The sequence below is a fragment of the Nonomuraea sp. NPDC049758 genome, assembly GCF_040674635.1.
Classification (GTDB): Bacteria; Actinomycetota; Actinomycetes; order Streptosporangiales; family Streptosporangiaceae; genus Nonomuraea.
In genome coordinates, this window is sequence record NZ_JBFAMZ010000013.1 from 303,286 (window position 1) to 329,405 (window position 26,120).

Genomic DNA, 26,120 nt, shown 5'->3' on the forward strand with positions numbered 1-26,120 from the left:
CAACCATTCCTTTGCATCTCGGTGACTATGAACATACGTCGGGCCGCATGTTGCCAGAATAAAGTGCTTCGGCGCCACTTGCGGGGAGGAAGATCGGGTGAACAGCGTGGATGACGTCCTCAGCGGCCTCGACCCGGAACAGCGGGAGGTCGCCGAGGCGGTGCGCGGCCCGGTGTGCGTGCTCGCCGGCGCCGGCACGGGCAAGACCAGGGCGATCACCCATCGCATCGCCCACGCCGTGCGCAGCGGGGTGGTCGACGCGCCCAGCGTGCTCGCGGTGACGTTCACCACCCGGGCGGCGGGGGAGTTGCGGCAGCGGCTGCGGGCGCTGGGGGCGCCGGGCGTCCAGGCCCGTACGTTCCACGCGGCCGCCCTGCGCCAGCTCACCTATTTCTGGCCGCGGGTGATCGGCGGCGAGGCCCCTTCGGTCATCGAGTCGAAGTTGCCGGTGCTGGTCGAAGCCTGCCGCCAGATCCGGAAAAATCCCGACCGGTCCGAGCTGCGGGACATCGCGGCCGAGGTCGAATGGGCCAAGGTCTCCCAGATCGGCCCCGAAGACTACGTGGCCGCCGCCGCCAAGCACCACCGCACGCCGCCCGGCTCGCCGGAGGAGGTGGCCCGGCTCTACGAGTCGTACGAGCGCATCCGCCGCGAACGCCACCTGGTCGACTTCGAGACCATCCTCGAACTGACCGCGGCCGTGATGACCGAGCACCAGGAGGTCGCGGCCCAGATCCGCCAGCAGTACCGCTACTTCGTCGTGGACGAGTTCCAGGACGTCAACCCGCTCCAGAAACTCCTGCTCGACACCTGGCTCGGCGGCCGGGACGACATCTGCGTGGTCGGCGACCCCAACCAGACCATCTATTCGTTCACCGGCGCCAGCCCCCGCTACCTCACCAACTTCGCCGTCGAGCACCCGAAGGCCGCCGTCATCAGGCTGGTCCGTGACTACCGTTCCACCCCGCAGGTCGTGAACCTGGCCAACCTGGTCATCGCCAAGTCCAAGACCCCCAACCGCCTCGAACTCATCGCCCAGCGCCCCGACGGCCCCAAACCGGTCTTCTCCGACTACGACGACGAGCCCGCCGAGGCCGCCGGCGTCGCGCGGGCCATCAGGAAGCTGCTGGACAAGGGGGTGCCCTCGCGCGAGATCGCCGTGCTGTTCCGGGTCAACTCCCAGTCGGAGTCCTACGAGGAGGCCCTGTCCAAGGCCGAGATCCCGTACGTGCTGCGCGGTGCCGAGCGCTTCTTCGAGCGTCCCGAGGTGCGGCAGGCGGTCGTGCTGCTGCGCGGCGCCGCGCGGTCGGCCGCGGGCGAGCCGCTGGCCTCGGAGGTGCACCACATCCTGACCGGGGTCGGCCTGACCCCGTCCCCGCCCGGCGGCGGCAAGGCCAGGGAGAAGTGGGAGTCGCTGAAGGCGCTGGCCGACCTGGCCGAGGACATGGCCGCCGAGGGCGCCGACCTGCCCGCGTACGTCGCCGAGCTGGAACGCCGCGCCTCCGAGCAGCACGCGCCGCCGGTGGAGGGCGTCACGCTCGCCTCGCTGCACGCCGCCAAGGGCCTGGAGTGGGACGCGGTCTTCCTGGTCGGCGTCACCGACGGCATGCTGCCGATCATCTACGCCGAGACCCCCGAGCAGATCGAGGAGGAGCGGCGGCTGCTCTACGTCGGCGTCACCCGTGCCCGTGAGCACCTGTCGCTCTCCTGGGCGCTGGCCCGCGCGCCCGGCGGGCGCAAGAGCCGCCGCCCCTCCCGCTTCCTCGACGGGCTCACCGGCCGCGCCTCGACGCCGCCCCGCATGACGACTCCGGCCGGCGAACGCCGCACGGTCGCCGCGCCGGTGAGCTGCCGGGTGTGCGCCAAGACGCTGGTGGCAGCGGCCGAGCAGAAGCTCGGCCGCTGCGCGACCTGTCCCGCCGACTACGACGAGGCCCTGCTCGAACGCCTCAAGGTCTGGCGCACGGCCACCGCCAAGGAGGCCAAGATCCCGCCGTACGTCGTCTTCACCGACGTCACCCTCCAGGCCATCGCCGAACGCGCGCCGGCCACCGAGCAGGAGCTGCTGTCGATCGCCGGCATCGGCCGGGTCAAGGTCGACCGCTACGGCGAGGCCGTCCTCGGCCTGTGCCGCGGGTGAGATCCCTCACGTACGGCCGGCCCCCTCGCGCGTGAGCCCCTTCCCCACCGGGCGAAACGGTGGGACGGGAGCATTCCGGCAAGGCAGGGCGGGTTTGGGGGAACCGGCGTGGCACGTCAGACTTGTCCATGGAAGGTTCGTCTGTGAGGGGGCCCTGTGAACGAGGCGCTGAAGGAGCTGCTCGACCTGCTCGACCTTGAGCAGATCGAGCTGGACATCTTCCGGGGCAGAAGCCCGGAGGAGCGCATCCAGCGCGTCTTCGGCGGCCAGGTGGCCGCGCAGGCCCTCGTGGCGGCCGGCCGTACCGTGCCCAAGGACCGGCACGTCCACTCGCTGCACGCCTACTTCATCAGGCCGGGCGACCCGTCCATCCCCATCGTCTACAACGTCGAGCGCCTGCGCGACGGCCGGTCGTTCACCACCCGCCGGATCGTCGCCGTCCAGCACGGCAAGGCGATCTTCACGATGTCGGCCTCGTTCCACATCTTCGAGGAGGGCGTGGAGCACCAGGCGTCGGTGGCGCCCGTCGTGCCCGCCCCCGAGACGCTGCCGACGTTCCAGGACAGGATGTCGGAGGTGCTGGGCGATCACCCCGAGCTGCGGGAGTGGCTCTCGCGCCCGCGCCCCGTGGACGCCCGCTACGTCTCTCCCCTGACGTGGGAGGCGCACCTGAACCCCGAGCTGCGCAGCGCCCAGACCAACGTGTGGTTCCGCTACGACGCCGACCTGCCCGACGACCCGCTGCTGCACGTCGTGCTGGCCGCGTACGCCTCGGACTTCACGCTCGTGGACACGATCCTGCTGGCCCACGGCATGGCCTGGGGAGCCTCGAATGTGATCGGCGCGTCCCTGGACCACGCGATGTGGTTCCACCGCCCGTTCCGCGCCGACGACTGGCTCCTGTACGCCCAGGAAGCCCCCTGGTCGGCGGGGGCTCGGGGGCTCGCGCGCGGCGAGATGTTCACCGCGTCGGGCGAGCTCGTGGTCTCCGTCGTCCAGGAGGCGATGATCCGCGTGGCGAAGTAGTCGGTTCGCAGCACGTTGTGACACCGTGGTTGTGTCACAAAATCGCAGGTAGAAAATATGTTGCCCCTTCCCGGCTTCCCGGTTTAGGGTCATGGACAAGCAAGTCGGACACTCCTGTTTCCGACGATCTGATGAGTGGAGGTGAGCCCCGGTGATGAGCATCCAGATGTCGGCCACGCAGTGGCTCGCTTCCGCGTGCCGTGACTCGGTGAGGCTCGCCGATGGGCCGGCCAAGCTGCGGCAGGAGAAGTCTGCCCGTAGCCAGGCCCCCGCCGTCCGTGCGAGGGCTCACGCGGGTGTCGCCGCTCCGCAAGGCGTTCCTGTCTATGGCGCAGGTATCGCTGCCCCGACCAACCAGCTCACCAAGGGTGGACTGTGCGGTCCGCAACCCTGGAGGGATGCTCCGGTCATAACCTGACCGGCACATAGCAGCCCCCAGGCCGCGGATCCGCACACAGGATCCGCGGCCTCTTTGTTTTCCGCGATCCCCGACCACCTCCGAGGTGCCCGACCAAGATCAAAAAGCTCGATCAAAAGGAGAAGCAGATGGGGGCCAAGACGATCATGGACCTGATCGACGAAGCCAAGATCCCCTGTCGTACCGACCCTGACCTGTGGTTCGCAGAGTCACCCGAGGACGTCGAGTTCGCCAAGGCTCTCTGCGGCGGCTGCCCGATCCAGCAGGCCTGCCTGGCCCGCGCGCTGGAGCGCGAGGAGCCCTGGGGAGTCTGGGGCGGCGAACTGATCCTCAGGGGAACGGTTGTTCCCCGCAAGCGTCCGCGCGGGCGTCCCCGCAAGCACCCGGTCGCTGCCTGACCATCCACCAGCCCGACGAGCGAGAGAGAACAAGAACACCGATGAGCACTTCTTCCACCAGGAGCCTGGCCGTGCCGTATCTGTTTCATGACTTGGTCAACGACCGAATACAAACTCTCCACCGCGAAGCGGAGGAGCAGCGTCTCATCCTGCGCGTAAGCCGCGTACAGCGGGCGCGACGCGAGGTCAAGCGGGCGAACGACCGCTTGCGGAAGGCGCTGAGCCAGCAGGTGTGATCAAGGAGGTCCTGCCGCCGGCGCAGGATCTCCTGATCCCCACCTGCCTCTGAAGAGCCGGGCGCACCCAGCGCCCGGCTCTTTCCATGCCCAGACGTCTGCGTTCTGCCGGGTGAGCCGCGGGCCTCTGTGCTCCGTCGGTTGAGCTGCGGGACGTCTGCGCCAGGTCGGGAGTGCCGGGAACCGGGACCTCTGCGCTCTGTCGGATGAGCTGTGGTCCGGTCGCCTGGGAGCACGGCGCAGCCTGTAATCGAGGGCCTTGGCCTGTCTGTCTCCTTCCGAGATTCGCGATCCGGCCCTCAGGTGGTCTTCTTGCGCGGCCGGGAACCTGGCCTTCCAGCCTTTGTCTTCGATGCCTTGCTCTTTCCGGCATGTCGGACTCGTGTCGAGGGCGTTCGTAGGGCGGAGAGTGCGCTGTGAACTGGGTGGCCGGCGGCCCCGGCCGACCTCGGGCCGACGTACGATGGCGCATGTGACCAGCAGACCCGCCGAAGCGCAGCACCTGCGTGACCTCGCCCTGCTGCGCCGCGTCCGCGACCGCATCGATCGCGACTACGCCCAGCCGCTCGACGTCGAGGCCCTGGCCCGCGGCGTGAACATGTCAGCCGGCCACCTCAGCCGCGAGTTCCGCCGCGCGTACGGCGAGGCCCCGTACGGCTACCTGATGACCCGCCGCATCGAACGCGCGATGGCGCTCCTGCGCCGCGGCGACATGAGCGTCACCGAGGTCTGCTTCGCGGTCGGCTGTTCCTCGCTGGGCAGCTTCAGCACCCGCTTCACCGAGTTGGTCGGCGTGCCACCCAGCGTCTACCGTCGCCGCGCGGCGAGCGCGACCGCGGGGATGCCGTCGTGCGTGGCGAAACAGGTGACCAGACCCATCAGGAACCGAGAGACCGCGCTTACCTGACCCCAATTAGCGTGACTTCCATGGACATCACCATCCACTCCAGCTTCCTCCCGCACACCGACCCGGAAGCCTCCCTGGCCTTCTACCGTGACGCCCTCGGCTTCGAGGTACGCAACGACGTCGGCTACAAGGGGATGCGCTGGCTCACGGTGGGCCCCGCCGGTCAGCCGGACACCTCCATCGTCCTGCAACCACCGGTCGCGAACGGCTACGGCATCACCGACGACGAACGCCGCACCATCACCGAAATGATGGCCAAGGGCACCTACGCCGGCGTGAACCTGGCCACCACCGACCTCGACGGCACTTTCGAACGCCTTAAGGCCAGCGGCGCCGAAATCGTCCAGGAGCCGATGGACCAGCCGTACGGCGTCCGCGACTGCGCCGTCCGCGACCCTTCCGGCAACCTGATCCGCATCCAGGAACGCCACCCCTGACCGGCCCCCGGCACCATCACCCTGGACGCGTCCTTTGGGGGCGTCCCTGACCCACATTCAGGAACATCATCCGTGGTCCATACTCGGTTCCATCGCCCTGGATGCGTGCTTCTGCGTCGTCCCCCTGCCCCACGCGCAGGAACGTCATCCCTGGTCGGCGCTCGGTTTCGCCCTGGGCGTGTCCTTTGGGGGCGTCCCCCTGTCTCACGTTCAAGAACGTCATCCCCGATCCGCAGTCAGCACCATCACACCTGACACGTCCTTGGGCCGCCCCTCTTGATCGGTGATCAGGAAGGTCACCCTTGCCCCGCCGGCCCGGCGACGACCTTGCTGTGCGCAACCCTCAAGCGCCACCACTGCGACCTCCGACAACACCCCTTCGAGACTCCGCCTGCGACCGATACGACGGGTGTGCTGCGCGGATGCGCGGATGCGGGCATGCTCCCCGACGCCCAAGCGTCCAGGCACGGCGTCTCAAGGGGATCCGCCCCAACGACCTCACCGCTGGGATCTCACAAGGACCAATCCGGGCCGGACGAACGGCCATCCCAGCCTGCGCCCTGCCGCCCATGCCCAATCTCGATCGACACTTGGCTGTGCCCCACGCCGGAGCACTTTCGCGCTGATGAAAGGCCCATGGCACGATGGCGACATGATCGCGATCCGAAGGGACGATGCCGCGTAGGGCGCCAGGCGTCGTACGCGCCCTGCATCGATCAGGGGGTCAGGCCCCAAAGCCCAGCGGCCACCTTGACACCACCCGGTCCGGCACCGGAGACGTCCGGAGGCGATGGTCTCCATCGACCGCCCAGGCGCTTGAGCATTATGAAGAGTTCCTGCGCAAGCCGGGTAGGAGGTTGCTACTTCCTCGGCCAGACTGCCCATGTTGTGATCTGGTCTACTCCCGCGACCTCCTGCAGTCGGAGATCGACCGTTTACCGGCACTCGCGCGTACCGAACTGCGCCGCATCGTGAGCAGGCTTGATCGACAATTACGCCGTCGCACTCTGCCCGATCCGGACCTCGAACCAACAGAGCGGCACCTGGACGCCTGGTGGCGACGAAGGCTGCACGAACGGACCTGAACGTCAGATCACAGACGGCCTACCGCGGAGCCGTACCCTCCTGCCGAAGCCCGAAGCCCGAAGCCCGAAGCCCGAAGCCCGAAGCCCGAAGCCCGAAGCCCGAAGCCCGAAGCCCGATCTCCTGTGCCGCCGTGGGTCTCCTGCGCCGGTCGTGCATGTCCACAAGCAAGGCGTCGCCTCCGCCCACGGAGCGCAGGCGGCGCCTGATCATCCGATCGCCAGTGCCTCGCCGTTCGGGTCGTCGGCGAAGCCCGGAACCCAGCGGATCACCTCGTCACGGAAGCGCGCCGTGGTGCCGAGCTGGCAGAGGACCCCGACACCGGCCGCATGCACCCGATGGATGAGCACGTACGACGGCGGCAGGTTGAGCTGGCGAACCACGTTCGTCGGGCGGAGGTCGGTGACACTGGCCGCCTGGGCCTGCAACCACTCCCGGCTGAAGGTGAACTCCTCCACGGCCGTCGGCTCCACGTACGGCGCCAGGAAAGCGCGCAGGGCGTCGGGGTCGATGTCGATGTCCTGACGGATGAAGCCCTCGTCACGGAGACCCGTCATCACGGTGTCCATGTCGCCCTGGTTGAAGATGCGCGTGAGCTGCCCGAAGACCTTCGGATAGCCGCCGGGCAGACGGTTGACCGCGCCGAAGTCGAGGACGCCGAGCTTGCCGTTGGCCAGCACGCGGAAGTTGCCCGGATGGGGATCGGCATGCAGCATGCCGACCCGGGCAGGCGAGCTGAACAGGAACCGGACGAACAGCAGCCCCGCGTGATCACGCTCCTCCTTGCTGCCCTCGGTGATCACCCGCGACAGGGGAGTGCCGTCCATCCACTCGCTGACCAGCACCATCTCGTTGGCCGCCACCACATCCGGGACGTGGAAGTCGGGATCGCCGTTGAACTCCAGCGCGAAGGCGTGCTGTGCCTCGGCCTCGCGCAGGTAGTCGAGCTCCTCGGCGATCCGTTCGCGCAGCTCGGCCAGCAGCGCCTTCATGTCGAGGCCGGGCAGCAGCGCCCCGAACATCTTTCCCAGCCGGGCCAGCTGTGTGAAGTCGCCGAGCAGCGCCTTGCCGGCCCCCGGGTACTGGATCTTGACGGCCACCTCGCGCCCGTCGTTCCAGACGGCCTTGTGCACCTGGCCGATCGAGGCGGCGGCCGTGGGCCGGTCGTCGAACGAGAGGAAGTGCTTGCGCCAATCGTCCCCCAGCTGCTCGGTGAGCACCTTGTGGACGGTGGCGACCGGTAGCGGAGGAGCGGCGTCCTGGAGTTTCGTCAAGGTGGCCCGGTAAGGGCCGACGATCTCCGGCGGAAGCGCCGCCTCGAAGATCGACAGTGCCTGGCCGAGCTTCATCGCCCCGCCCTTGAGCTCGCCGAGCACCTTGAAGATCTGCTCGGCGGTGCGCTGCTGAACCTCCTGGGCCACGATTTCTGCTGATTTGCCGCCGATGCGCTTGCCGAGGCCGAGGGCGGCCCGCCCGGCGAACCCGAGCGGAAGGGTGGCCAACTTGGCTGAGCGGGTGACTGCCCGGCGCGGAAGATCGCTCACACTCATGCGCGGAACCTCGCCCGAGATGCCGCTTCCCCCCTTCGTGGTCGTCCCCTGAGCACGTCAGTCGCTGGTAGGTGACATGTCCATTGTTAGCGAATAAGGATTGTTTCGCATACAACGACATTGCGGATGACCGCTCCACGACCGTCTTTTCCAGCACCAATCAGGCATTACGTCCATTGTGCCGTTCGTCACAGAGGACGCCCGGCCTTCGAGATGAGCAAGCGCCTGGCCGGTCGCCGCGGCCGCGACGAGCGTGGCGAGGGTCGTGTCGCAGGCGATCTCGCCGGGCGGATAGCCGCCCAGCCTGGCAGTGACGATAGGCCAGGCGGGATCGTGGTCGCGGCGCGTCAGGTCGAGACAGTGCAGGCACGTCGTCTCACCGGGAAGCACCAGCGGGCCGACGGACCCGTGCCCCTCGAAGGCCGACACCAGCAGATGCGGGATGCCGAAGTCGGCCAGCTCGTTGACCAGCACCCCGTCCAGAGGCCCCACGGGCGCGAGGATGGCGAGGTCGGGACGCGCCGTGCCGTCCCCCAGATGCGGAGCTCGGGCCAGGACGTTGGACGACGGAACGGCGTCCTGACTCACCTCCGCACAAGTGGATGGCACAGCAGGAGAGACCCGCGCAGCGGCCGTGCCGGACGGCGTGACACCCGTCCGCCTGGGTCGTGCGGTCGTGCCGTCGGGCGGCGACGGCGCCCCGCGTGCGGGCCGGCCGGTGGCGTCACCGGCGGGTGTCACCTTCCGGCCTGTGGAGCGAGGGGCTGGGGTGCGATCGCGCGGAGGCGGAACGGTCGGCGTGTTCTTCGGCGGGGGAGCAAGCAGCCGCCGGGCGACCGCCGCCGCGCCCTCCTCCCGGGACAGCCCCACCTCGGCCCACGTCAGCCCGCCCGGCGTGATGTCCCCAGGCCGGACCGGCCCGGGATCGATCACCCGGATGTCGCCGACCCCGCCGGCCGCGAGCAAGGCGACGATCTGCGCCCCCACGCGCCCGGCCCCGTAGACCCTGACCTTCGCCTCCCGCCGACGCCGAAGCAGCTCGACGCCGCCCTCAGGGCCGTTGGAGGCCAGGTCGAGCGCGTCGAGGTCGGGTTTCAGCCGATCCCTCTCGGCGAGGGAGAGCTTCCGCAACGGCGCCGGGAACGGGCCGGCGTCGTGCAGGGCGCCCCGCGTGGCGAGGTAGTCGAGCAGAGCCTGGGCGCACGGCTCGTCGAGGCCGGCCGCCGCCGCGTCGCGCATCACCCGGCGCAGGTCGCGGGTGCCGTCGAGCCCCTCGATCCACTGACGCACCGATCTCGTCAGGCCGGTCAGCGTGATGGCCCGGAGGGGATGCACGCCGTACTGCAGGGTGTGCTCGTCGCGGAGGATTCGCCGGAGGGCCGGCTTCACACGTGGCCTCATGGCCGGAAGGTTCGCACGTCCGGCCAAGATCCCGAGCGGGTTCCGCGCCCCCTGTGGACAACCTCCGGCCGCGACGCCCGCCCTGTGGATAACGTCCGACCGCGGAGTACACCCGCGACGGGCCGCCGATCACATCCGCACCTGAGGCAAGCCCAGCGCGGTGGCCAGGAACCACATCCGCACCTGAGGCAAGCCGGGGACCACCGCGGCTGGCTCAGGAACACATCCGCATCCGCGCCCCCCGGAGCGTTACGCTTCGCCGCATGAGCGAGATCTTGGTCGACCGCACAGACGACGGAGTAGTCGTCCTCACCCTCAACCGCCCGGAACTGCGCAACGCCATGACCGACACCATGACGGCCGAATGGCGCGAAACCATGACCACCCTGGCCGCCGACCGCGACCTGCGCTGCGTCGTCGTCACCGGAGCGGGCAGCGCGTTCTCTTCAGGCGGTGACCTGTCATGGATCGGCGAGCGGGGCGCCGAGGCCGTGCCGCCGCTGCGCGACCGCATGCTCGCCTTCTACCGCACCTGGCTGATGATCGCCGACCTGGAGGTGCCCACCGTCGCCGCGGTCAACGGCCCCGCCGTCGGCGCGGGCCTGTGCGTGGCCCTGGCCTGCGACCTCGTCTACGCCGCCGACGATGCCAAACTCCTGGCCCCTTTCACCCGGCTCGGGCTGCACCCAGGCATGGCCGCCACCTACCTGCTGCCCAGAAGAGCCGGTACGGCACTGGCCCGCGAGATGCTCCTGACCGGCCGTCTCCTTACGGGTACGGAAGCGGCAGATAAAGGCTTGGTAAATCAATCTTTCCCGAAGAATGACCTTCTCTCCGAGGTTTCGGTCATCGCCAAGAAGATCGCAGAGATGGCTCCAGTCGCCACCCGCCTCACAAAGGTCGCGCTGAACCAAGACCATCAAGACCTGGAAGCCGCTCTGAGGTGGGAATCCTTGGCCCAGCCCGTGACCATGGCATCATCCGACCTGCTGGAGGGCCTGGCGGCGCATCGGGAAAGGCGCATGCCCAAATTCACCGGCTCTTAATCATCTGACCAGCGAAAACAACGTCCACCCTCTGTGGAATTTCGCCAGTCTCGGCTAACGTGCTTATGTGCCCCCCGAGACAGTCGAGGTCCGTCGCAGTTCTCGTCGCCGGCGTACGGTCTCCGCCTACCGCGACGGCGACAAGACGATCGTGCTCCTGCCCGCCTGGCTGAGCGGCGAAGACGCGGATGAATGGGTGAGCCGGATGCTCGACCGGCTGGCCGCCAAGGAAGAACGACGAAGGCCGACCGACGAGGCCCTGCTCGAACGGGCGAGGGAGCTGTCGGTGAAGTACCTCGACGGCCGGCCCGACCCCGTGAGCGTTCGATGGGTCGACAACCAGCAGCATCGCTGGGGCTCCTGCACCCCGGAGAACGGCACCATAAGGATCTCGACCCGGCTCAAGGGCCTGCCCGAGTGGGTCATCAACTACGTCATCATCCACGAGCTCGCGCACCTGATCGTGCCGAGCCATGGCCCGGGGTTCTGGGCGCTGGTAGAACAGTATCCGAAGGCGGAGCGGGCGCGCGGGTTCCTCGAAGGATTCTCCGCGGCGGCCCACACGGCACCGGAGGAGTGTTGACGCGCATCGTCGCCGTCCTGGTACGCGGCCGCATGGCCGAAGCGGCGCCCCCCGGCGTCGACCCACGGCAGTTCCTGGCGGCCGTGGCCGAGGACACCTACGAGATGGTCGCCGGCCTGGAGTTCGTCACCCCGGTCCTGATCACGGCCGTACCCGGCCTCGACGACATCGTGTGGCCCGGCACGGAGATCATCACCATCGACGAGGACGAGCCGCTGCGCGCGGTCCTCGGCCGTCTGTCCGGCGACCAGGCCGCGGTGATCAACGCCGACGCGCCCGATCTGCCCTCGCTGCTGGTCGGCAAGCTGTTCAGGGAACTGGGCCGGGCCGAGATCACGATCTGCCCCGCGGCGGACGGCGGCGCGGTGGCGCTGGCCTCCTCGCTGCCGCTGCCGACCTGGGCCGACCCCGACCTCGACGACCCTGACGTCGTCGCCGTCCTCCGGGAGCAGGCGCCGGGCCCGCGCAGGGTCGCCACCATCTCCGGATGGCACCGCCTGCGCACGCTCGACGACGTCGCACGCCTCGACCCGGGTCTCGAAGGCTGGGACAACACCCGCGCCCTGATCGCCGGCCGCTGACCCCGCGTCAGGGAACGGTGAGCTCGGCCAGCACGGCCCGGTGGTCGGTGCCCGGCACGTCGCGCACGCTGACCTCCCTGACGCCCACCCGCTCGTCCACCAGCACGTGGTCGATGGTGATGATCGGCGGCACCCGCTTGTTGGCCGGCCACGTGGGGATCAGCCCCGCGCCCACCTGGTCGGCCGCGTCTTTGTACCCCCGGGCCAGCAACCTGCGCAGCGAGGCGTGGTCGAGCGAGGCGTTGAAGTCGCCGGCGAGGATCCGCACGGTTTCGCCGCCGGCGGAAGGAAGGCCGGCGAGCGCCTCGTTCCAGTTGACCACGTTGGGGCCGAGCGGCGGGTAGGGGTGGACGTCGACGAACTCGATCGGCTTCCCGCCCGGCAGCGCCACCATGGCGGCGGGCATCTTGTGCCCCACCGGGGGCACCACGTCGTCGAGCGGCTGGAGCGGGTGCCTGGAGTAGAGGCCGCTTCCGCCGGCGTCCCATTCGTCCTCGAGCACGCGGTGGGGCATGAGGTCCTTCAGGCCGGCCGCGTCCATGTCGGCCACGGCGCCGGGGGTCAGCTCCTGCGTGCTCAGCACGTCGGGCCGGAACTCGCGCACCAGGTTCACGATCACCTGCGCGTCGGCCCTGCCGAACAACATGTTGATGGTCATGACCTTGAACGGCCTGCCGGTCGTGGCCTCGGCCGTGCCCAGCGCGCGCGGCAGGACGCTGAACCCGAGCGCGGTCGTGGTGAGCAGCGCGACGGCCGTCGCGGCCCGCCTGCGCCCGAGCGCGGCGATCAGGAGGGGGACCAGGGACCCGGCCGCCGCGTACGGCGTCGCCGTCATCAGCTGCGTGGGCAGCGAACCTCGTTCCAGCCCGGCCACCCTGGCCACGGCCCAGGCCGCGAAAGGTGTCACGGCCAGCCAGGTCAGGACGTTGCCGGGCAACTTCCGCGGCTTGCGGGCAGGCGTCACGATCGTGCCGCCAACGGCAGAAGTCTCCACGCGGCCCCCCTTGGAACGATGCGAAGGACTCTAGCCCAGCGAACGCGAGCGCGAGCTGAGCGCGGCGCGTCCGCGTGCGGCCAGCCGGCGCGTGGCCTCGTCGGACAGCTCGGGGATCTCGTCGACGGGGAACCAGCGCAGGTCGAGCGACTCGTCGCTCATGACGGCCTCGGCGCCGGGAGGTGCCACGGCCGCGTACTCGACGTCGAGGTGCCAGCTGCGCGGCGGATGGCACCAGACCTCGTGCTTGTCCACGGCCAGCGGGCCGAGCAGCAGCTCAAGTCCGGAGATTCCCGACTCCTCGGTGGCCTCGCGCAGCGCCACCGCCTCCAGCGTGGCGTCCAAGTCCTCGCAGTGGCCGCCCATGGGCAACCACTTCCCGGCCTTCGGATGCAACGTGAGCAGCACCCGGGCGCCGTCGTGGCTGAGCACGGCGGTGGTGGCCGTCAGGTGGCCGGGTGCGCACGCGCGCCACATGGCGTCGTCGTACGTCCGCAGATGGCCGAGGAACTCGGCGCGCAGCGCCTCCTCCTCGGGGGTCGGCGCGGTCCAGGAGGACAGCACCGCCACCGCGTCGTCGTGCAGGGTCACCGGCCGCCGTCCTGGCCGCCGTCCTCGCCGTTCTCGTCGCCGGGCTTGGCCTCCAGCTGGGAGATGTCCCAGGCGGCCTCGCCGCGGACGAACGCGTCGGGGTCGTCGAGGTCCTCGGCCGTCGGCATGAGGTCGGGGTGACCCCACAGGGCGTCGCGCCCGTCGACGCCGCGCTCGGTCTCCAGCGCCCGCCACAGCGCCGCGGCCTCGCGCAGCCGCCGGGGCCGCAGCTCCAGCCCGACCAGCGTGCCGAACGTCAGCTCCGCGGGCCCACCGGTCGCCCGGCGCCTGCGTACGGTCTCGGCCAGCGCGACCGCCGAGGGCAACTTGCCGTCGGCGGCCCGGTCGACCACCGTGGCCACCCACCCCTCGACCAGGGCGAGCATCGTCTCCAGGCGAGCCAGGGCGGCCTTCTGCCGCTCGGTCTCCTCGGGCTTGAGCAGCGCGCCGCCGCTCAGCGCCTCCTGGATCGCCTCGGGGTTGTTGATGTCGAGCCCGCGGATCTGCTCCTCCAGCGCGGAGGTGTCCACGGTGATGCCCCTGGCGTATTCCTCGACGGCCCCGAGCAGGTGCGAGCGCAGCCACGGGACGTGCTGGAAGAGCCGGTGGTGCGCGGCCTCGCGCAGCGCCAGATAGAGCCGGATCTCGTCGGCGGGGATCTCGAGGCCCTCGCTGAAGGACGCGATGCCGCCGGGCAGCAGCGCCGCGGTGCCGGACAGCGGCAGGCCGATGTCGGTCGTGCCGATGACCTCGCGCGCCAGCGAGCCGAGCGCCTGGCCGATCTGCTGACCGACCATCATGCCGCCCATCTGCTTGAGCATGCCCATCAGCGGCCCGGCCATCTGCTGGGCCTCGGGCGGCAGCCCGGAGCCGCCGAGCGCGCCGCCCATGGTCTCGACCATGCGTTCGGCAACGGGCTCGCAAAGCTTGCGCCAGACCGGGACCGTGTTCTCGATCCACTCGGACCGGCTCCAGGCCTGCGGGTTGGACACGCCGCTCGGCAGCGTCGTCGCCTCGTTCAGCCACAGGTCGGCCAGGCTCAGCGCCTCGACGATCTGGCGGCGCTCGCCTTCCATGACGCTCGGATCGCCCTGGGCGACCACGGCGTGTCGTGCGATGTTCTTGGCCATGTCCCAGTTGACAGGGCCTGAACCCTGGGGCGCCGACAACATGTCGGCGAACTGGCGCATCGCCTGAGCCATTTGCTCAGGGTTGCCGAACATGGCGAACGGGTTCTCGTTAGGGTCGTTTTCGCGACCTGGCAGGTCAGTCACCGCTCTACCTCGTGCAGGATGGAGGGGTCCACATCCGCCACGTTAGTCGTCCTACGGCGGATCAGTGCAAAGTGAGGACCTGGTGCCTACCTCGAAACGCCCGCGTCAACCCGTCGTCGCCGTCACCGGCGCGGCCTCCGGCATCGGCCGCGAGTTGCTCGTGAGGCTCGCATCCGCCGCGGATTTCCGCAGAGTGGTGGCCATCGACGAGGAGCGTGGCGACGTTCAGGAAGCCACGTGGAGAGTGATCGACGTACGGGATCCGCTCTTGGCGAACCGGATCTCCGACATCGACGTCCTGGTCCATCTGGCCGGTGACTACGCCGTCGACTCCGACCCGGGGGAGCGGCGCGCGTACAACCTCAGAGCCGCGCAGACGGTGCTCACCGCCTGCGCCGCCGCCCGCGTGCGGCGGGTGATCCTGGTCACCAGCGCCATGGTGTACGGCGCCGCGCCCGACAACGAGGTCCCCCTGCCGGAGGACTCCCCGGTGGCCGCCGAGCCCGACACCGGCGTGGTGGGCGACTATCTGGAGATCGAGTCGCTGGTCCGCAGGTCGCTGCGCAGCCACCCGGGCCTGGACGTCACGGTGCTGCGCCCGGCGGCGGTCGTCGGTCCGGGCGTCGACACGGTCATCACTCGGCACTTCGAGTCGCCGAGGCTGCTCACGGTCAAGGGCTGCAACCCCAACTGGCAGTTCTGCCACATCGACGACCTCATCTCGGCGCTGGAGCTGGCCGCCAAGGGGGCCGTCACCGGCGTGGTGGCCGTGGGCTCCGACGGCTGGCTGGAGCAGGAGCAGGTCGAGGAGCTGTCCGGGATCCGGCGGTTCGAGCTGCCGGCCGGGCTCACGTTCGGCACCGCGCAGCGCCTGCACCGGCTCGGCATCACCCCGGCCCCCGCCACCGACCTGCACTATGTCGTCTATCCGTGGGTGGTCGACTGCTCGGCGCTGCGCGAGGCGGGCTGGAAGCCCACGTGGACCAACGAGGCCGCCTTCCGGCAGCTCCTCGAACTCCGCGAGAACAGGACCACCGTGGTCGGCAGGCGGCTGCCGGTCAAGGAGGCCACGCTCACCGCGGCCGGCGCGACGGTGGCCGTCATCGGCACCGCGGCGATCGTCCGGCAGGTCCGCAAAAAGCGTCGCCAGTAGGAACGTGAGGTTAGGCTCTTTCCGTGGACGTCATCCGGTTGCTCGGCATTCGTGACACCCCGTTGTCCGTTGACGAGGTGCTGGCCGCGGTGGGAGACCACGCGGCGGGCGGCACCGCGATCTTCATCGGCACCGTGCGCGAACAGGACCACGGCAAACCCGTGACCCGGCTCTCCTACTTCGCCCATCCCTCGGCGCCCGACGAGCTGCGCCGGGTCGCCGAGAAGGTCGCGGCCGACTTCCCCGTCACCGCGATGGCCGCCGTCCACCGGGTCGGCGACCTGGGGCTCGGCGACACGGCGGTGATCGTCGCCGTGGCCGCGCCACACCGCGACGAGGCCTTCAAGGCCTCGCGCAGGCTCATCGACGACCTCAAGGCCGAAGTTCCCATCTGGAAACACCAGGTGTTCGCCGATGGCGAGACCGAGTGGGTCGGCGCCTGCGAATAAGCTCATCACCATGTCACGACGCGTCCTCACCCTGCTGCTCGCGGGGTTCTTCGTGCTCGCGCTGGGCGTCCTGGGCGCGTTCCGGCCGGTCCCGTACGTCGTGCTGAGCCCCGGCCCCACCGAGAACACCATCGGCGAGATCGACAAGAAGCCGGTGATCTCGATCAGTGGCCGGCAGACCTACCCCACCAGCGGCGCGCTGAGCCTGGTCACGGTGGCCTACCAGGGCGGCCCGGCCGCCCAGATCGACCTGCTGACCGCGTTGCGCGGCTGGCTCGACCCGACCGTCGCGGTGGTCCCGCAGGAGACGATCTTCCCGCCCGGCCGCGACGCGAAGAAGGTCGACGAGGAGAACGCGGTCGAGATGACCAACTCCCAGGACTCCGCCAAGGCCGCCGCGCTCAACGAGCTCAAGATCCATTACGACCGGGTCGTCACGGTGCTGTCCACCGAGAAGGGCAAGCCCGCCGACGGCAAGCTGCAGAAGGGCGACCAGATCAACGCGGTCGACGGCAAACCGGCCACCGACTCGCAGTTCGTCGGCGACACCGTCAAGGCGCACAAGCCAGGCGAGACCGTGACCTTCAACGTGACCAGGGGCGGCCAGAAGCTCGACGTGTCGCTGCAGCCGATCGCCAGCAAGGACGGCAAACCCCTCGTCGGCGTGCTCATGCAGGAGAAGTTCAAGTTCCCCTTCGACGTCGAGATCAACGTGGGCGACGTCGGCGGCCCGAGCGCCGGGCTGATGTTCTCGCTCGGCATACTCGACAAGCTGACCCCCGGCGAGATCACCGGCGGCAAGCGCATCGCCGGCACCGGCACCATCGACACCGAGGGCCAGGTCGGGCCCATCGGCGGCATCGCCCAGAAGATGGTGGGCGCCCGCGACTCCGGCGCGACCGTCTTCCTCACCCCCGCGGACAACTGCGCGGAGGCCATGAAGGCCGTGCCCGACGGCTTGCGGCTGGTCAAGGCCGACACGTTGCACGACGCGGTGCTCGCGCTCGACGCGCTGCGCACCGGAAAGGGCAATGTGCCCGCTTGTGAGGCCGGATGAAACTTCCGGCGAGCGCCGTGCGTTAGCCGTACGGCTGGCACTGCGGTGTAAGTTGCCAGACACGGACCGTTTCTTCATCACGACGAGGGGTTGGCCTTGAGCTTCCGGACCCCAGGGGCCGGCAGGGCGATGCGCTTGCCACGCCGGCCGCGGCTGCTTCTGCCTGTGGCCATCGCGCTGGTCGCGATCGTGGCCCTGTTTTTTCTCTTTTCTGGGATTTATACCGACTACCTGTGGTTTGACACGACCAACTACACGTCGGTCTTCTCCGGGGTGCTGCTGACCGAGATCGTGCTGTTCCTCGTCGGAGCGGTGCTCATGGTCGGCATCACGGGCGGCAACATGCTGCTGGCCTTCCGCACCCGGCCGATGTTCGGCCCCGCCGTGTTCGGCGGCGGCAGCGGAGCCGACCGCTATCGCATGGCGCTCGACCCCCACCGCAAGCTGATCTTCATCGTCGGCATGGGCCTGCTCGCGCTCTTCTCCGGCTCCTCGTTCGCGGGGCAGTGGAAGACGTGGCTGCAGTTCGTGAACGGAGCCTCCTTCGACAAGAAGGACGAGCTGTTCGGCATGGACATCTCGTTCTTCATGTTCGACTACCCGTTCATCAGGATGGTGCTGAACTTCCTGTTCACCGCCGTGATCATCTCGATCATCCTGGCCACGATCACCCACTACCTCTACGGCGGTTTCCGGCTGCAGTCGCCGGGCGTGCACGCCTCCAGGGCCGCGCGGATCCACCTTTCCGTGCTGCTCGGCGTGTTCGTCCTGCTCAAGGCCGTCGCCTACTACATCGACCGGTTCGGTCTGGTCTTCTCCGACCGCGGCTACGTGCACGGCGCGTCCTACACCGACGTCAACGCGGTGCTCCCGGCCAAGAACATCCTCGCGATCATCGCGCTGATCTGCGCCGCGCTGTTCTTCGCCGGCGTCGTGCGCCCCGGCGGCATGCTGCCCGGCGTCTCGTTCGGCCTGCTCGTGCTCTCGGCCATCCTGATCGGCGGCGTCTACCCGGCGCTGGTCGAGCAGTTCCAGGTCAAGCCCAATCAGCAGGGCAAGGAAGCCCTCTACATCGACCGGAACATCCAAGCCACCAGATCAGCCTACGACGTGCAGAACGCCGAAGTGATCGACTACAACGCCCAGGCCGACCCGACCAAGGTCAGCGCCGGCGGCGACGAGTCGGTGACCGGCGTGCGCCTGCTCGACCCGGCGCTGGTGTCGTCCACGTTCGAGCAGACCCAACGCATCCGCGGCTTCTACGGCTTCCCCGACCAGCTCGACGTCGACCGCTACCCCGGCAAGGACGGCAAGCTGGTCGACCACGTGGTCGGCGTCCGCGAGCTGCTCGGCCCGCCCGCGCCCCAGAACAACTGGATCAACCGCGCGCTGGTCTACACCCACGGCTACGGCTTCGTCGCCGCGCCGGGCAACGAGGTCGACGCGGGCGGCCTGCCCGCCTACGACAGCAAGGACATGCCGGTCACCGGCGACCTCGCGGCCTCGACCGGGCTCAAGGAGTCGCGCGTCTACTTCGGCGAGAACCCCGGCTCCACCGAGTACGTCATCGCCGGCGGCAACCCCAAGACCCCGCAGGAGCTCGACTACCCGGTCTCCGGCGGCCAGACCGGCCAGCAGAACACCACCTACACCGGCAAGGGCGGCGTGCCGATCGGCTCGGCCCTCAACCGGCTGGTCTACGCCGCCAAGTACGGCGAGATGAACATCCTGCTGTCGGGCGACATCAACGACAACTCCAAGATCCTCTACGTGCGCAACCCGCGGGAGCGGGTGGAGAAGGTCGCGCCGTTCCTGACCCTCGACGGCAACGCCTACCCGGCGATCGTCGACGGCCGGATCACCTGGATCATCGACGGGTACACCACGTCCAACGCGTACCCGTACTCGCAGAGCGAGAGCCTCGGCGACATGACCCGCGACCTGGCCACCGACCGCCGCGTGGTCGCCCAGCAGCCGCAGGACGAGATCAACTACATCCGCAACTCGGTCAAGGCCACGGTCGACGCCTACGACGGCACGGTCACGCTCTACGCCTGGGACGGCAACGACCCGGTGCTGAAGACGTGGTCCAACGCCTTCCCCGGCACGATCAAGCCCGCCTCGCAGATGAGCCCCGACCTCCAGGCGCACATCCGCTACCCGGAAGACCTGTTCAAGGTGCAGCGCTACATGCTGTCGCGCTACCACGTCACCAACGCGGCCGCCTTCTACAGCGCCCAGGACTTCTGGAACATCCCCAGCGACCCCTCGCAGGGCAACCAGTCGGTCAAGCAGCCGCCGTACTACCTGACGGCGACGATGCCCGACGAGTCCGAGCCGTCGTTCTCGCTGACCACGACCTTCGTCCCGAGGGAGGGCCCCAACCTGGCGGCCTTCATGGCGGCGGGCTCCACGGTGGGCAAGGACTACGGCAAGCTGCGCATCCTGCGCATGCCGTCCAACACCACGGTCCCCGGTCCGGGTCAGGCCCAGAACAACTTCCAGAACAAGTTCTCGGGCGAGCTGGGCCCCCTCGGCCTCGGCCAGGCCAACGTCAGGTACGGCAACCTGCTGACCCTGCCCTACGCGAACGGCCTGATCTACATCGAGCCCGTCTACGTGCAGACCAAGGCCGGCACCGGCCAGGAGCCGTACCCGATCCTGCGGCGGGTGCTGGTGGCGTTCGGCAACAAGGTCGGCTCGGGTGACACCCTCGACCAGGCGCTGGAGCAGGTCTTCGGCGGCGAGCAGCAACAGCCGAACACCCAGCCCCAGCAGACCACGCCCAACCAGACGAACACGTCGGCGATGAACACCGCCATCTCCAACGCCCAGAAGGCCTACGAGGACGCCCAGAAGGCCCTCCAGGCCAGCCCTCCGAACTGGGACGAGTACGGCAAGGCGCAGAAGCGGCTGGAGGAGGCGCTGAAGCAGATCGAGAGCGCCAACGCCAAGCCGGCGGCCACCCCGTCGCCCTCGGCCTCGCCGTCCGCCTCCCCGTCGGCGACGCCGTCCGCCTCGCCGCCGGCCACGTCCACACCGACGCCGACACCCTCGGGCACACAGGCGGGAGGCACCACCTAGCCCCTTCGGTTTGCGCCCGCACCCCTTCGCCGATAGTCTTGAAAAGCAAGACAGCGACGCGGGGTGGAGCAGTTCGGTAGCTCGCTGGGCTCATAACCCAGAGGTCGCAGGTTCAAATCCTGCCCCCGCTACCAAGATTCGAGGTCCTGGCCGATGGCCAGGACCTCGTTGCTTTTCAGCGGCACCGCAGGTCCCATCCGGCATCGTCGGTCTCCAGGACCTCGACCACCGCGGACGCGGGATCGCCGTCCTGGAAGTACACCCTGCCGTTGATCCGGTCGTAGTAGCTCGTGAGCTCGGCCTCGGACAAGCTGGTGAGCAGCGAGAACCTGACCAGGAAGTCACAGTGGTCGCCGTTGCCCTCCTGCACGCCCACCGAGCCCTGGGCGCCGGCGGCGTTGAACGAGGTCTCGGGCGGCAGCGGATGGGCCAGGAGCCGATCCTTCCTGTCCGCCAAGCGCAGGTCATCGGCCCATATGGGCACCATGACGAGCAGGGCCAGCGCGACGGGCGACGCCAGGAGGAACATCCGCCGCCAGCGAAGCCGGCGGGGTGGTGGCAGGGGTTCGAGCAGCATGAGGTCCATGGTCATAGCCGTCGACGCGCCCGGACAAGCGCGGCCGGGTCGGAGGAGTCCAGAAGGGCGGTATAGTTGATAACAACACACCGACGCGGGGTGGAGCAGTTCGGTAGCTCGCTGGGCTCATAACCCAGAGGTCGCAGGTTCAAATCCTGTCCCCGCTACCAATCCGAAGTCCCCGGTCGCCACACGGCGACCGGGGACTTCGTCGTTTCCGGACCTCGTCGGGCCGGGTCTTGTCCTACGACTCACGTGCTGATTACATGATTACATGACGGAAAAAGACGTCCCGACCATCTACGAGTGGGCGGGCGGGACCGAGGCGTTCGAACGGCTGACCGCGACGTTCTACCGGACCGTCCTCAAGGACGACCTCATCGGGCCGCTGTTCGCCCACATGGACCCCGACCACCCCAAATACGTCGCCATGTGGCTCAGCGAGGTCTTCGGCGGTCCCGACCGGTACACCCACGAACGCGGCGGATATTCCCACATGCTCGCCCACCACCTGGGCCGAGCCATCACCGAACCGCAGCGCCGCCGCTGGGTGAACCTCCTCATGGACGCCGCCGACGAGGTCGGTCTGCCCGACGACCCCGAGTTCAGGGCCGCGTTCGCCGGCTACATCGAATGGGGCACCCGGCTGGCCGTGCACAACTCCCAGCCCGGCGCGACGCCGCCCCCGGAGGCGCCGGTTCCGCACTGGGGCTGGGGAGTCGCTCCTCCATACCAGCCGTAACCTGGAGAAATGGGAAGCACGTCGCGCGGGCGGCTGCGGGTCTACCTGGGTGCGGCGCCCGGCGTCGGCAAGACGTACGCCATGCTCAGCGAGGCGCGACGGGCCAAGGAACGCGGACGTGACGTGGTCGTGGGCCATGTCGAGACCCACGGCCGCGACCAGGTCGCCCGCCTGCTCGACGGGCTGGAGACCGTGCCGGGCCGCACCGTCGTCCATCGCGGCGCCACGTTCACCGAGCTCGACGCCGACGCGATCATCGCCCGCCGCCCCAAGGCCGTGCTGGTCGACGAGCTCGCCCACACCAACACGCCCGGCTCCCGGCACGCCAAACGCTGGCAGGACGTCCAGGACATCCTGGACGCCGGCATCGACGTCATCTCCACCCTCAACATCCAGCACCTGGAGTCCCTGCGCGACGTGGCCGAGCAGATCACCGGCCTGCCGCAGCGCGAGACCGTCCCCGACGACCTCGTCCGGCGGGCCGACCGGCTCGAACTCGTCGACATGTCACCCGAGGCCCTGCGCCGCCGCCTCGCCCACGGCAACGTCTATCCGCCGGAACGCGTCGACGCCGCCCTCGCCAACTACTTCCGCGTCGGCAACCTGTCCGCTCTGCGGGAGCTCGCCCTGCTCTGGGTGGCGGACCGGGTCGACCGGCAGCTCATCGCGTACCGGGCCGACCACGACATCGCGGGCACCTGGGAGGCCCGCGAACGCGTCGTCGTCGCCCTCACCGGTGGCCCCGAGGGCGACACCCTCGTCCGCCGCGCCGCCCGCATTGCGGCCAGGACCAAGGGCGCCGACCTGCTCGCCGTGCACGTCACCCGGGCCGACGCCCTGTCCACCGCGAGCGACCCGGCCAACCTGGCACGCCAGCGAAGACTCGTCGAGGACCTCGGCGGCACCTACCACCAGGTCGTGGGCGACGACATCCCGCGCGCGCTGATCGCGTTCGCCGACGGAGTGAACGCCTCGCAACTCGTCCTCGGCGCCTCCCGGCGAGGACGGCTCGCGCAGTTGCTCACCCGTGGCGTGGGCATGACGACGGCCACGCTGTCCGGCTCGATCGACGTGCACATGGTCCCGCACGAGGCCGTCAGCGGCGGCTCCGGTCGGCCGCAGCCCGGGGGAGCGCTGACGCGTCGCCGCAAGTCGGCCGGCTGGGCCCTGACCCTGGCCGCCATGCCGGCGCTCACCGCCGTGATCGCGCCGCTCGACCTGAGCCTGCCCAGCGAGATCCTGCTCTTCCTGCTGCTGGTCGTCGGCGTCGCGCTGGTGGGCGGGATGTGGCCGGCGCTCACGGCGGCGGTGCTCGCGTTCGGGCTGCTCAACTGGTTCTTCACGCCGCCGGTGCACACCCTGACCATCGCCGAACCGGAGAACGTGCTCTCGCTGGCCATCTTCGTCCTGGTCGCCGCCATGGTGAGCACGGTCGTGGACCTGGCCGCCCGGCGCAGCAGGGAAGCGGCCCGGTCCAGGGCGGACGCCGAAGTCCTCGCCACACTGGCCGGACACGTGTTGCGCGGGGAGTCCGCGGTTGCCTCGCTGCTCGGACGGTTGCGCGAGACGTTCGCGCTGACCGCGGTGACGCTGCTCGAAAGGGACGATCCATCGGATGACTGGCGCATCGTCGCCACGTCCGGCGGCCCCCCGATCACCACCCCGAACCACACCCGACCGCACGGCGGGAGCGACGTGGTCACTATCGACAACCGGCTGGTGCTCGCGACCCGCGGCCGGCTGCTCGACGCCAGCGACCGCCGCGTCCTGGAGGCGTTCGCCGCCGAGGCCGCCGTCGCCCTGCGCCAGGAACGCCTGCGCGAGGCGGCCGAGCGCGCCGAGCCGCTGGCCGAGGCCGACCGCATGCGCACCGCGCTGCTGGCCGCCGTCGGCCACGATCTGCGCACCCCCCTCGCCTCGGCCATGGCCTCCGTGGAGAGCCTGCGCAACACCGACATCATCTGGTCCGACGACGACCGCGCCGAACTGCTGGCCACCGCCGGCGAGTCCCTGATCAAACTGAACCGTCTCGTGTCGAACCTGCTGGACATGAGCCGCCTCCAGGCCGGGGTCCTGGGCGTCACCTTGCGGCCCGTCGCCGTCGAGGACGTGCTGCCACGCGCCATCGACGACCTCGGCCCGCTGCGCGACCGGGTCAGAAGTGACGTCCTGGCCGACCTGCCGGAGTTCCAGGCCGACCCGGCGCTGCTCGAACGCGTCCTGGTGAATCTGATGGCCAACGCCGTCCGCTACAGCCCCGAAGCCGAGCCCGTGCTCGTCACCGCGAGCTGGCACGGCGAACGGGTCGAACTGCGCGTCATCGACAGGGGACCAGGAATCCCCACGGAAGCGCATGAAAGGGTGTTCATGCCCTTCCAACGACTCGGCGACCGCGACAATCACACCGGTGTGGGCCTCGGCCTCGCACTCTCGCGCGGCCTCACCGAGGCGATGGGCGGCACGCTGCTCCCTGAGGACACCCCCGGAGGAGGGCTCACCATGACGGTCTCACTGAGGAGGGCCCTGTGACCCGCGTGCTCGTCGTCGACGATGAGCCCCAGATCCTGCGTGCTCTGCGCATCAACCTGGCGGCCAGGCACTACGAGGTCGCGGTCGCCCCCGACGGCGCATCGGCGCTGCGCCAGGCCGCCGACTGGCATCCCGACCTGGTCGTCCTCGACCTCGGCCTGCCCGATCTCGACGGCGTCGAGGTGATCCAGGGGCTGCGAGGCTGGACGAAGGTTCCGATCATCGTGCTGTCAGGACGTACCGACAGCACGGACAAGGTGGACGCCCTCGACGCCGGAGCCGACGACTACGTCACCAAGCCGTTCGGCATCGACGAGCTGCTGGCCCGCATCCGCGCGGTGACCCGCCGCACGAACCAGCACGAAGAGGAACCCGCGACGGTGCGGCTGGGCGATCACGTGATCGACCTCGCGGGTAAGACGATCTCAGGTGGCGTACGGCTGACCCCGACGGAGTGGCACTTCCTGGAGATCCTGCTTCGCAATCCCGGCAAACTGATCAGCCAGCGGCAGCTGCTGACGGAGGTGTGGGGCGCCGGCTACCTGAAGGAGACGCACTACCTGCGCCAGTACATGGCCCAACTACGCCGCAAGCTTGAACGCGACCCCGCCCACCCCGTGCACCTGCTGACCGAGCCCGGAATGGGATACCGGTTTCAGCCCTCCTGATTCCTCACCAGGACGACCGCCTTGAGCACGGCCCACCCGAGCAGCAAGGCCCCGAAGAGCACCTGAGCGGCACGCACCCACAGGGAAGACGTCTGATCCGCATAGATCACAACACCGATCCACATCAGACCAAATATCCCGACCAGGATGATTGCCGACCAGTTCAGCCCACGTTGCCACATACGCGCAGTCTTACAGCCGGGTGGCCAAGACCGGGTATGGCCACAGTCCTCATCCGGTCGAAGCCTGAGCCCCTGGCGGATCAGCGTTGAGCGATCAGCGGCTGGGCCGGCCGGCTCAACGGGGGAGCGTCCGGTGCGCACCGACGCACCGCCGCAGACGCATCCCGCGCATCCGCACTACCGGCGGCTGTTGCTGCTGCTCCTCGTGCATGCAGGCGAGCAGCGCCTCAGCCGTACGGGCGTCGGACAGGATCTGTTGCACGGCGTCCTCGTCCTCGGGCAGCTGACCGCGCTCGGCCAGCTCGCGCGTGAGGAAGGCGAGCGGGTCGGGCGCGCCGACCATGTCCGCGGCCACGGTCGTCCGCGCCGCCGTGAGCAGCCGCAGGTAATGGGTACGCAGGAAGGCCTCGCGCACGCGTGCCTGCTCGAGGTCGTCGATCAGCGTCCGGGCGATGCGCAGGAGGTCTCCCGCATGGGTCGCCGGGTCGGCGAGGAAAGCACGGATGTCGTCGAACTCCGAGCGGGTCATGGCGGGCACCTCCGAGAGCGCAGTCTGCTCGTGGCTACCTTCGTACCGAGGCACGATTGCGGATGACTTGCTGACCGCTTGACTTCGGGTGTCGTACGGACGGCGATGACCAAGGTTTGACGATCTTGTGACGAGGGAAGGACCCTACGATTACCTGTGTGGCGCGAAGTACGCCCGGGAGACTGCTAGAGTTGCTTCGCGCAGGGCGGCCGAGGGGCTCGCAAGAGCCTCAACAGAAGCCCGGCAAATCCCACTTCCTTCTGGTTCATTCAAGACGGTTCAGAGCGGTCTGAATGAGCTGGTAAGTTAGAGGGGTTGTCCCGGAAGCGGGGCGCGACTTAATTCCAGCAGGTCGAGCAAGTCCGGTCAATTTGACAGAGACTTGAACGGCTGAAAGAATTAAGACACAACGAAAGAACGCAAGACGAAATGAACGCCTCTGAGCGGGGATCCGGGAACGGGTTCTGGTGAGGAAGTACGCGTCC

Annotated in this window: 24 protein-coding genes and 2 tRNA genes; 18 read left to right on the forward strand and 8 right to left on the reverse strand. The window is 69.1% G+C overall.

Annotated features, from left to right (window positions below; genetic code table 11):
- Positions 1–106 precede the first annotated feature (106 nt).
- From AB0J46_RS31815 to AB0J46_RS31840, 6 genes are all read left to right on the forward strand, one after another.
- Positions 107–2,140 (forward strand): ATP-dependent DNA helicase UvrD2, encoded by a 2,034-nt coding sequence (locus AB0J46_RS31815; protein WP_364337903.1) that lies wholly within the window; start codon positions 107–109, stop codon positions 2,138–2,140.
- Positions 2,141–2,296: 156 nt separating this feature from the next.
- Positions 2,297–3,166, forward strand: a complete 870-nt coding sequence (locus AB0J46_RS31820) for an acyl-CoA thioesterase II (protein ID WP_352352821.1) — start codon at positions 2,297–2,299, stop codon at positions 3,164–3,166.
- A gap of 546 nt (positions 3,167–3,712) precedes the next feature.
- Positions 3,713–3,982, forward strand: a complete 270-nt coding sequence (locus AB0J46_RS31825) for a WhiB family transcriptional regulator (RefSeq protein WP_125636897.1) — start codon at positions 3,713–3,715, stop codon at positions 3,980–3,982.
- Positions 3,983–4,023: 41 nt separating this feature from the next.
- Positions 4,024–4,218, forward strand: a complete 195-nt coding sequence (locus AB0J46_RS31830) for a hypothetical protein (protein WP_357987333.1) — start codon at positions 4,024–4,026, stop codon at positions 4,216–4,218.
- Positions 4,219–4,681: 463 nt separating this feature from the next.
- Positions 4,682–5,125: a helix-turn-helix transcriptional regulator gene (locus AB0J46_RS31835; RefSeq protein ID WP_357987330.1), complete on the forward strand. Its 444-nt coding sequence runs from the start codon at positions 4,682–4,684 to the stop codon at positions 5,123–5,125.
- A gap of 20 nt (positions 5,126–5,145) precedes the next feature.
- Entirely contained in the window at positions 5,146–5,562 is a 417-nt protein-coding gene (locus AB0J46_RS31840; protein WP_364337885.1) for a VOC family protein, read from the forward strand.
- A 1,292-nt stretch (positions 5,563–6,854) separates the two neighbouring features.
- Here AB0J46_RS31840 and AB0J46_RS31845 read toward each other — a convergent pair.
- On the reverse strand, positions 6,855–8,189 hold the full coding sequence (locus tag AB0J46_RS31845; protein ID WP_364337904.1) for an AarF/UbiB family protein: 1,335 nt from the start codon (positions 8,187–8,189) through the stop codon (positions 6,855–6,857).
- Positions 8,190–8,252: 63 nt separating this feature from the next.
- Positions 8,253–9,596: a thiamine biosynthesis protein ThiF gene (locus AB0J46_RS31850; RefSeq protein ID WP_364337886.1), complete on the reverse strand. Its 1,344-nt coding sequence runs from the start codon at positions 9,594–9,596 to the stop codon at positions 8,253–8,255.
- Between the two features lie 263 nt (positions 9,597–9,859).
- On the opposite strand from AB0J46_RS31850, the gene AB0J46_RS31855 reads away from it, so the two are divergent.
- The 3 genes from AB0J46_RS31855 to AB0J46_RS31865 all read left to right on the forward strand — a co-directional run bounded on the left by AB0J46_RS31855 (position 9,860) and on the right by AB0J46_RS31865 (position 11,806).
- Positions 9,860–10,642 (forward strand): enoyl-CoA hydratase-related protein, encoded by a 783-nt coding sequence (locus tag AB0J46_RS31855; protein WP_358294325.1) that lies wholly within the window; start codon positions 9,860–9,862, stop codon positions 10,640–10,642.
- Positions 10,643–10,709: 67 nt separating this feature from the next.
- Positions 10,710–11,225 carry a M48 family metallopeptidase gene (locus AB0J46_RS31860; RefSeq protein ID WP_352319320.1) on the forward strand — a complete coding sequence of 172 codons (516 nt, stop codon included), beginning with the start codon at positions 10,710–10,712 and terminating at the stop codon, positions 11,223–11,225.
- On the forward strand, positions 11,222–11,806 hold the full coding sequence (locus AB0J46_RS31865; RefSeq protein WP_364337887.1) for a DUF2064 domain-containing protein: 585 nt from the start codon (positions 11,222–11,224) through the stop codon (positions 11,804–11,806). Before AB0J46_RS31860 ends, AB0J46_RS31865 begins: the two co-directional genes overlap by 4 nt.
- 7 nt (positions 11,807–11,813) lie before the next feature.
- On the opposite strand, the gene AB0J46_RS31870 is transcribed toward AB0J46_RS31865, so the two are convergent.
- From AB0J46_RS31870 to AB0J46_RS31880, 3 genes are read right to left on the reverse strand one after another with little or no spacing between them, the layout of a single operon-like run.
- Positions 11,814–12,800, reverse strand: coding sequence for an endonuclease/exonuclease/phosphatase family protein (locus tag AB0J46_RS31870; protein WP_364337888.1), 987 nt, complete (start codon positions 12,798–12,800; stop codon positions 11,814–11,816).
- 30 nt (positions 12,801–12,830) lie between these two features.
- Positions 12,831–13,391 carry an NUDIX domain-containing protein gene (locus AB0J46_RS31875; RefSeq protein WP_364337889.1) on the reverse strand — a complete coding sequence of 187 codons (561 nt, stop codon included), beginning with the start codon at positions 13,389–13,391 and terminating at the stop codon, positions 12,831–12,833.
- Complete coding sequence (locus AB0J46_RS31880) at positions 13,388–14,614, reverse strand: zinc-dependent metalloprotease (protein WP_364337890.1); 1,227 nt, start codon at positions 14,612–14,614, stop codon at positions 13,388–13,390. Before AB0J46_RS31880 ends, AB0J46_RS31875 begins: the two co-directional genes overlap by 4 nt.
- 130 nt (positions 14,615–14,744) lie before the next feature.
- Between AB0J46_RS31880 and AB0J46_RS31885 the strand changes: the two genes are divergently transcribed.
- From AB0J46_RS31885 to AB0J46_RS31905, 5 genes are all read left to right on the forward strand, one after another.
- The gene (locus AB0J46_RS31885) at positions 14,745–15,818 is read left to right on the forward strand and encodes an NAD-dependent epimerase/dehydratase family protein (protein WP_358294603.1); all 1,074 of its coding nucleotides are present in this window, start codon (positions 14,745–14,747) and stop codon (positions 15,816–15,818) included.
- A gap of 23 nt (positions 15,819–15,841) precedes the next feature.
- Entirely contained in the window at positions 15,842–16,267 is a 426-nt protein-coding gene (locus AB0J46_RS31890) for a molybdenum cofactor biosynthesis protein MoaE (protein ID WP_364337891.1), read from the forward strand.
- A gap of 10 nt (positions 16,268–16,277) precedes the next feature.
- A complete protein-coding gene (locus AB0J46_RS31895) occupies positions 16,278–17,324 on the forward strand; it encodes a PDZ domain-containing protein (protein ID WP_364337892.1) in 1,047 nt (348 codons plus the stop codon).
- Positions 17,325–17,453: 129 nt separating this feature from the next.
- A complete protein-coding gene (locus tag AB0J46_RS31900) occupies positions 17,454–20,408 on the forward strand; it encodes a UPF0182 family protein (protein WP_364337893.1) in 2,955 nt (984 codons plus the stop codon).
- 57 nt (positions 20,409–20,465) lie between these two features.
- Positions 20,466–20,542: transfer RNA gene (locus AB0J46_RS31905), tRNA-Met, on the forward strand.
- Between the two features lie 41 nt (positions 20,543–20,583).
- Here the strand turns inward: AB0J46_RS31905 and AB0J46_RS31910 are convergent.
- Complete coding sequence (locus AB0J46_RS31910; RefSeq protein WP_364337894.1) at positions 20,584–20,985, reverse strand: hypothetical protein; 402 nt, start codon at positions 20,983–20,985, stop codon at positions 20,584–20,586.
- 93 nt (positions 20,986–21,078) lie between these two features.
- On the opposite strand from AB0J46_RS31910, the gene AB0J46_RS31915 reads away from it, so the two are divergent.
- From AB0J46_RS31915 to AB0J46_RS31930, 4 genes are all read left to right on the forward strand, one after another.
- Positions 21,079–21,155 (forward strand) — tRNA-Met (locus AB0J46_RS31915).
- 104 nt (positions 21,156–21,259) lie between these two features.
- The gene (locus AB0J46_RS31920) at positions 21,260–21,727 is read left to right on the forward strand and encodes a group II truncated hemoglobin (protein WP_358303093.1); all 468 of its coding nucleotides are present in this window, start codon (positions 21,260–21,262) and stop codon (positions 21,725–21,727) included.
- Between the two features lie 9 nt (positions 21,728–21,736).
- Positions 21,737–24,256 carry a DUF4118 domain-containing protein gene (locus tag AB0J46_RS31925; RefSeq protein WP_364337895.1) on the forward strand — a complete coding sequence of 840 codons (2,520 nt, stop codon included), beginning with the start codon at positions 21,737–21,739 and terminating at the stop codon, positions 24,254–24,256.
- Complete coding sequence (locus AB0J46_RS31930) at positions 24,253–24,924, forward strand: response regulator (RefSeq protein ID WP_352330137.1); 672 nt, start codon at positions 24,253–24,255, stop codon at positions 24,922–24,924. The genes AB0J46_RS31925 and AB0J46_RS31930 overlap by 4 nt, the downstream gene beginning before the upstream one ends.
- Here the strand turns inward: AB0J46_RS31930 and AB0J46_RS31935 are convergent.
- Together AB0J46_RS31935 and AB0J46_RS31940 are read right to left on the reverse strand one after the other, a co-directional pair.
- Positions 24,912–25,106, reverse strand: a complete 195-nt coding sequence (locus tag AB0J46_RS31935; RefSeq protein ID WP_364337896.1) for a hypothetical protein — start codon at positions 25,104–25,106, stop codon at positions 24,912–24,914. The two genes, AB0J46_RS31930 and AB0J46_RS31935, sit on opposite strands and share 13 nt — an antisense overlap.
- Before the next feature lie 115 nt (positions 25,107–25,221).
- Positions 25,222–25,635, reverse strand: a complete 414-nt coding sequence (locus AB0J46_RS31940) for a hypothetical protein (RefSeq protein ID WP_364337897.1) — start codon at positions 25,633–25,635, stop codon at positions 25,222–25,224.
- Positions 25,636–26,120 lie beyond the last annotated feature (485 nt).

Excerpts from the sequence above, each read along its gene's own strand:
- AB0J46_RS31825 (WP_125636897.1), top strand. The coding sequence starts at position 3,713 with ATGGGGGCCAAGACGATCATGGACCTGATCGACGAAGCCAAGATCCCC.
- AB0J46_RS31830 (WP_357987333.1), top strand. The coding sequence starts at position 4,024 with ATGAGCACTTCTTCCACCAGGAGCCTGGCCGTGCCGTATCTGTTTCAT.
- AB0J46_RS31835 (WP_357987330.1), top strand. The coding sequence starts at position 4,682 with ATGGCGCATGTGACCAGCAGACCCGCCGAAGCGCAGCACCTGCGTGAC.
- AB0J46_RS31840 (WP_364337885.1), top strand. The coding sequence starts at position 5,146 with ATGGACATCACCATCCACTCCAGCTTCCTCCCGCACACCGACCCGGAA.
- AB0J46_RS31850 (WP_364337886.1), bottom strand. The coding sequence starts at position 9,596 with ATGAGGCCACGTGTGAAGCCGGCCCTCCGGCGAATCCTCCGCGACGAG.
- AB0J46_RS31855 (WP_358294325.1), top strand. The coding sequence starts at position 9,860 with ATGAGCGAGATCTTGGTCGACCGCACAGACGACGGAGTAGTCGTCCTC.
- AB0J46_RS31880 (WP_364337890.1), bottom strand. The coding sequence starts at position 14,614 with ATGTTCGGCAACCCTGAGCAAATGGCTCAGGCGATGCGCCAGTTCGCC.
- AB0J46_RS31895 (WP_364337892.1), top strand. The coding sequence starts at position 16,278 with ATGTCACGACGCGTCCTCACCCTGCTGCTCGCGGGGTTCTTCGTGCTC.
- AB0J46_RS31900 (WP_364337893.1), top strand. The coding sequence starts at position 17,454 with ATGCGCTTGCCACGCCGGCCGCGGCTGCTTCTGCCTGTGGCCATCGCG.
- AB0J46_RS31910 (WP_364337894.1), bottom strand. The coding sequence starts at position 20,985 with ATGCTGCTCGAACCCCTGCCACCACCCCGCCGGCTTCGCTGGCGGCGG.
- AB0J46_RS31920 (WP_358303093.1), top strand. The coding sequence starts at position 21,260 with ATGACGGAAAAAGACGTCCCGACCATCTACGAGTGGGCGGGCGGGACC.
- AB0J46_RS31925 (WP_364337895.1), top strand. The coding sequence starts at position 21,737 with ATGGGAAGCACGTCGCGCGGGCGGCTGCGGGTCTACCTGGGTGCGGCG.
- AB0J46_RS31935 (WP_364337896.1), bottom strand. The coding sequence starts at position 25,106 with ATGTGGCAACGTGGGCTGAACTGGTCGGCAATCATCCTGGTCGGGATA.
- AB0J46_RS31940 (WP_364337897.1), bottom strand. The coding sequence starts at position 25,635 with ATGACCCGCTCGGAGTTCGACGACATCCGTGCTTTCCTCGCCGACCCG.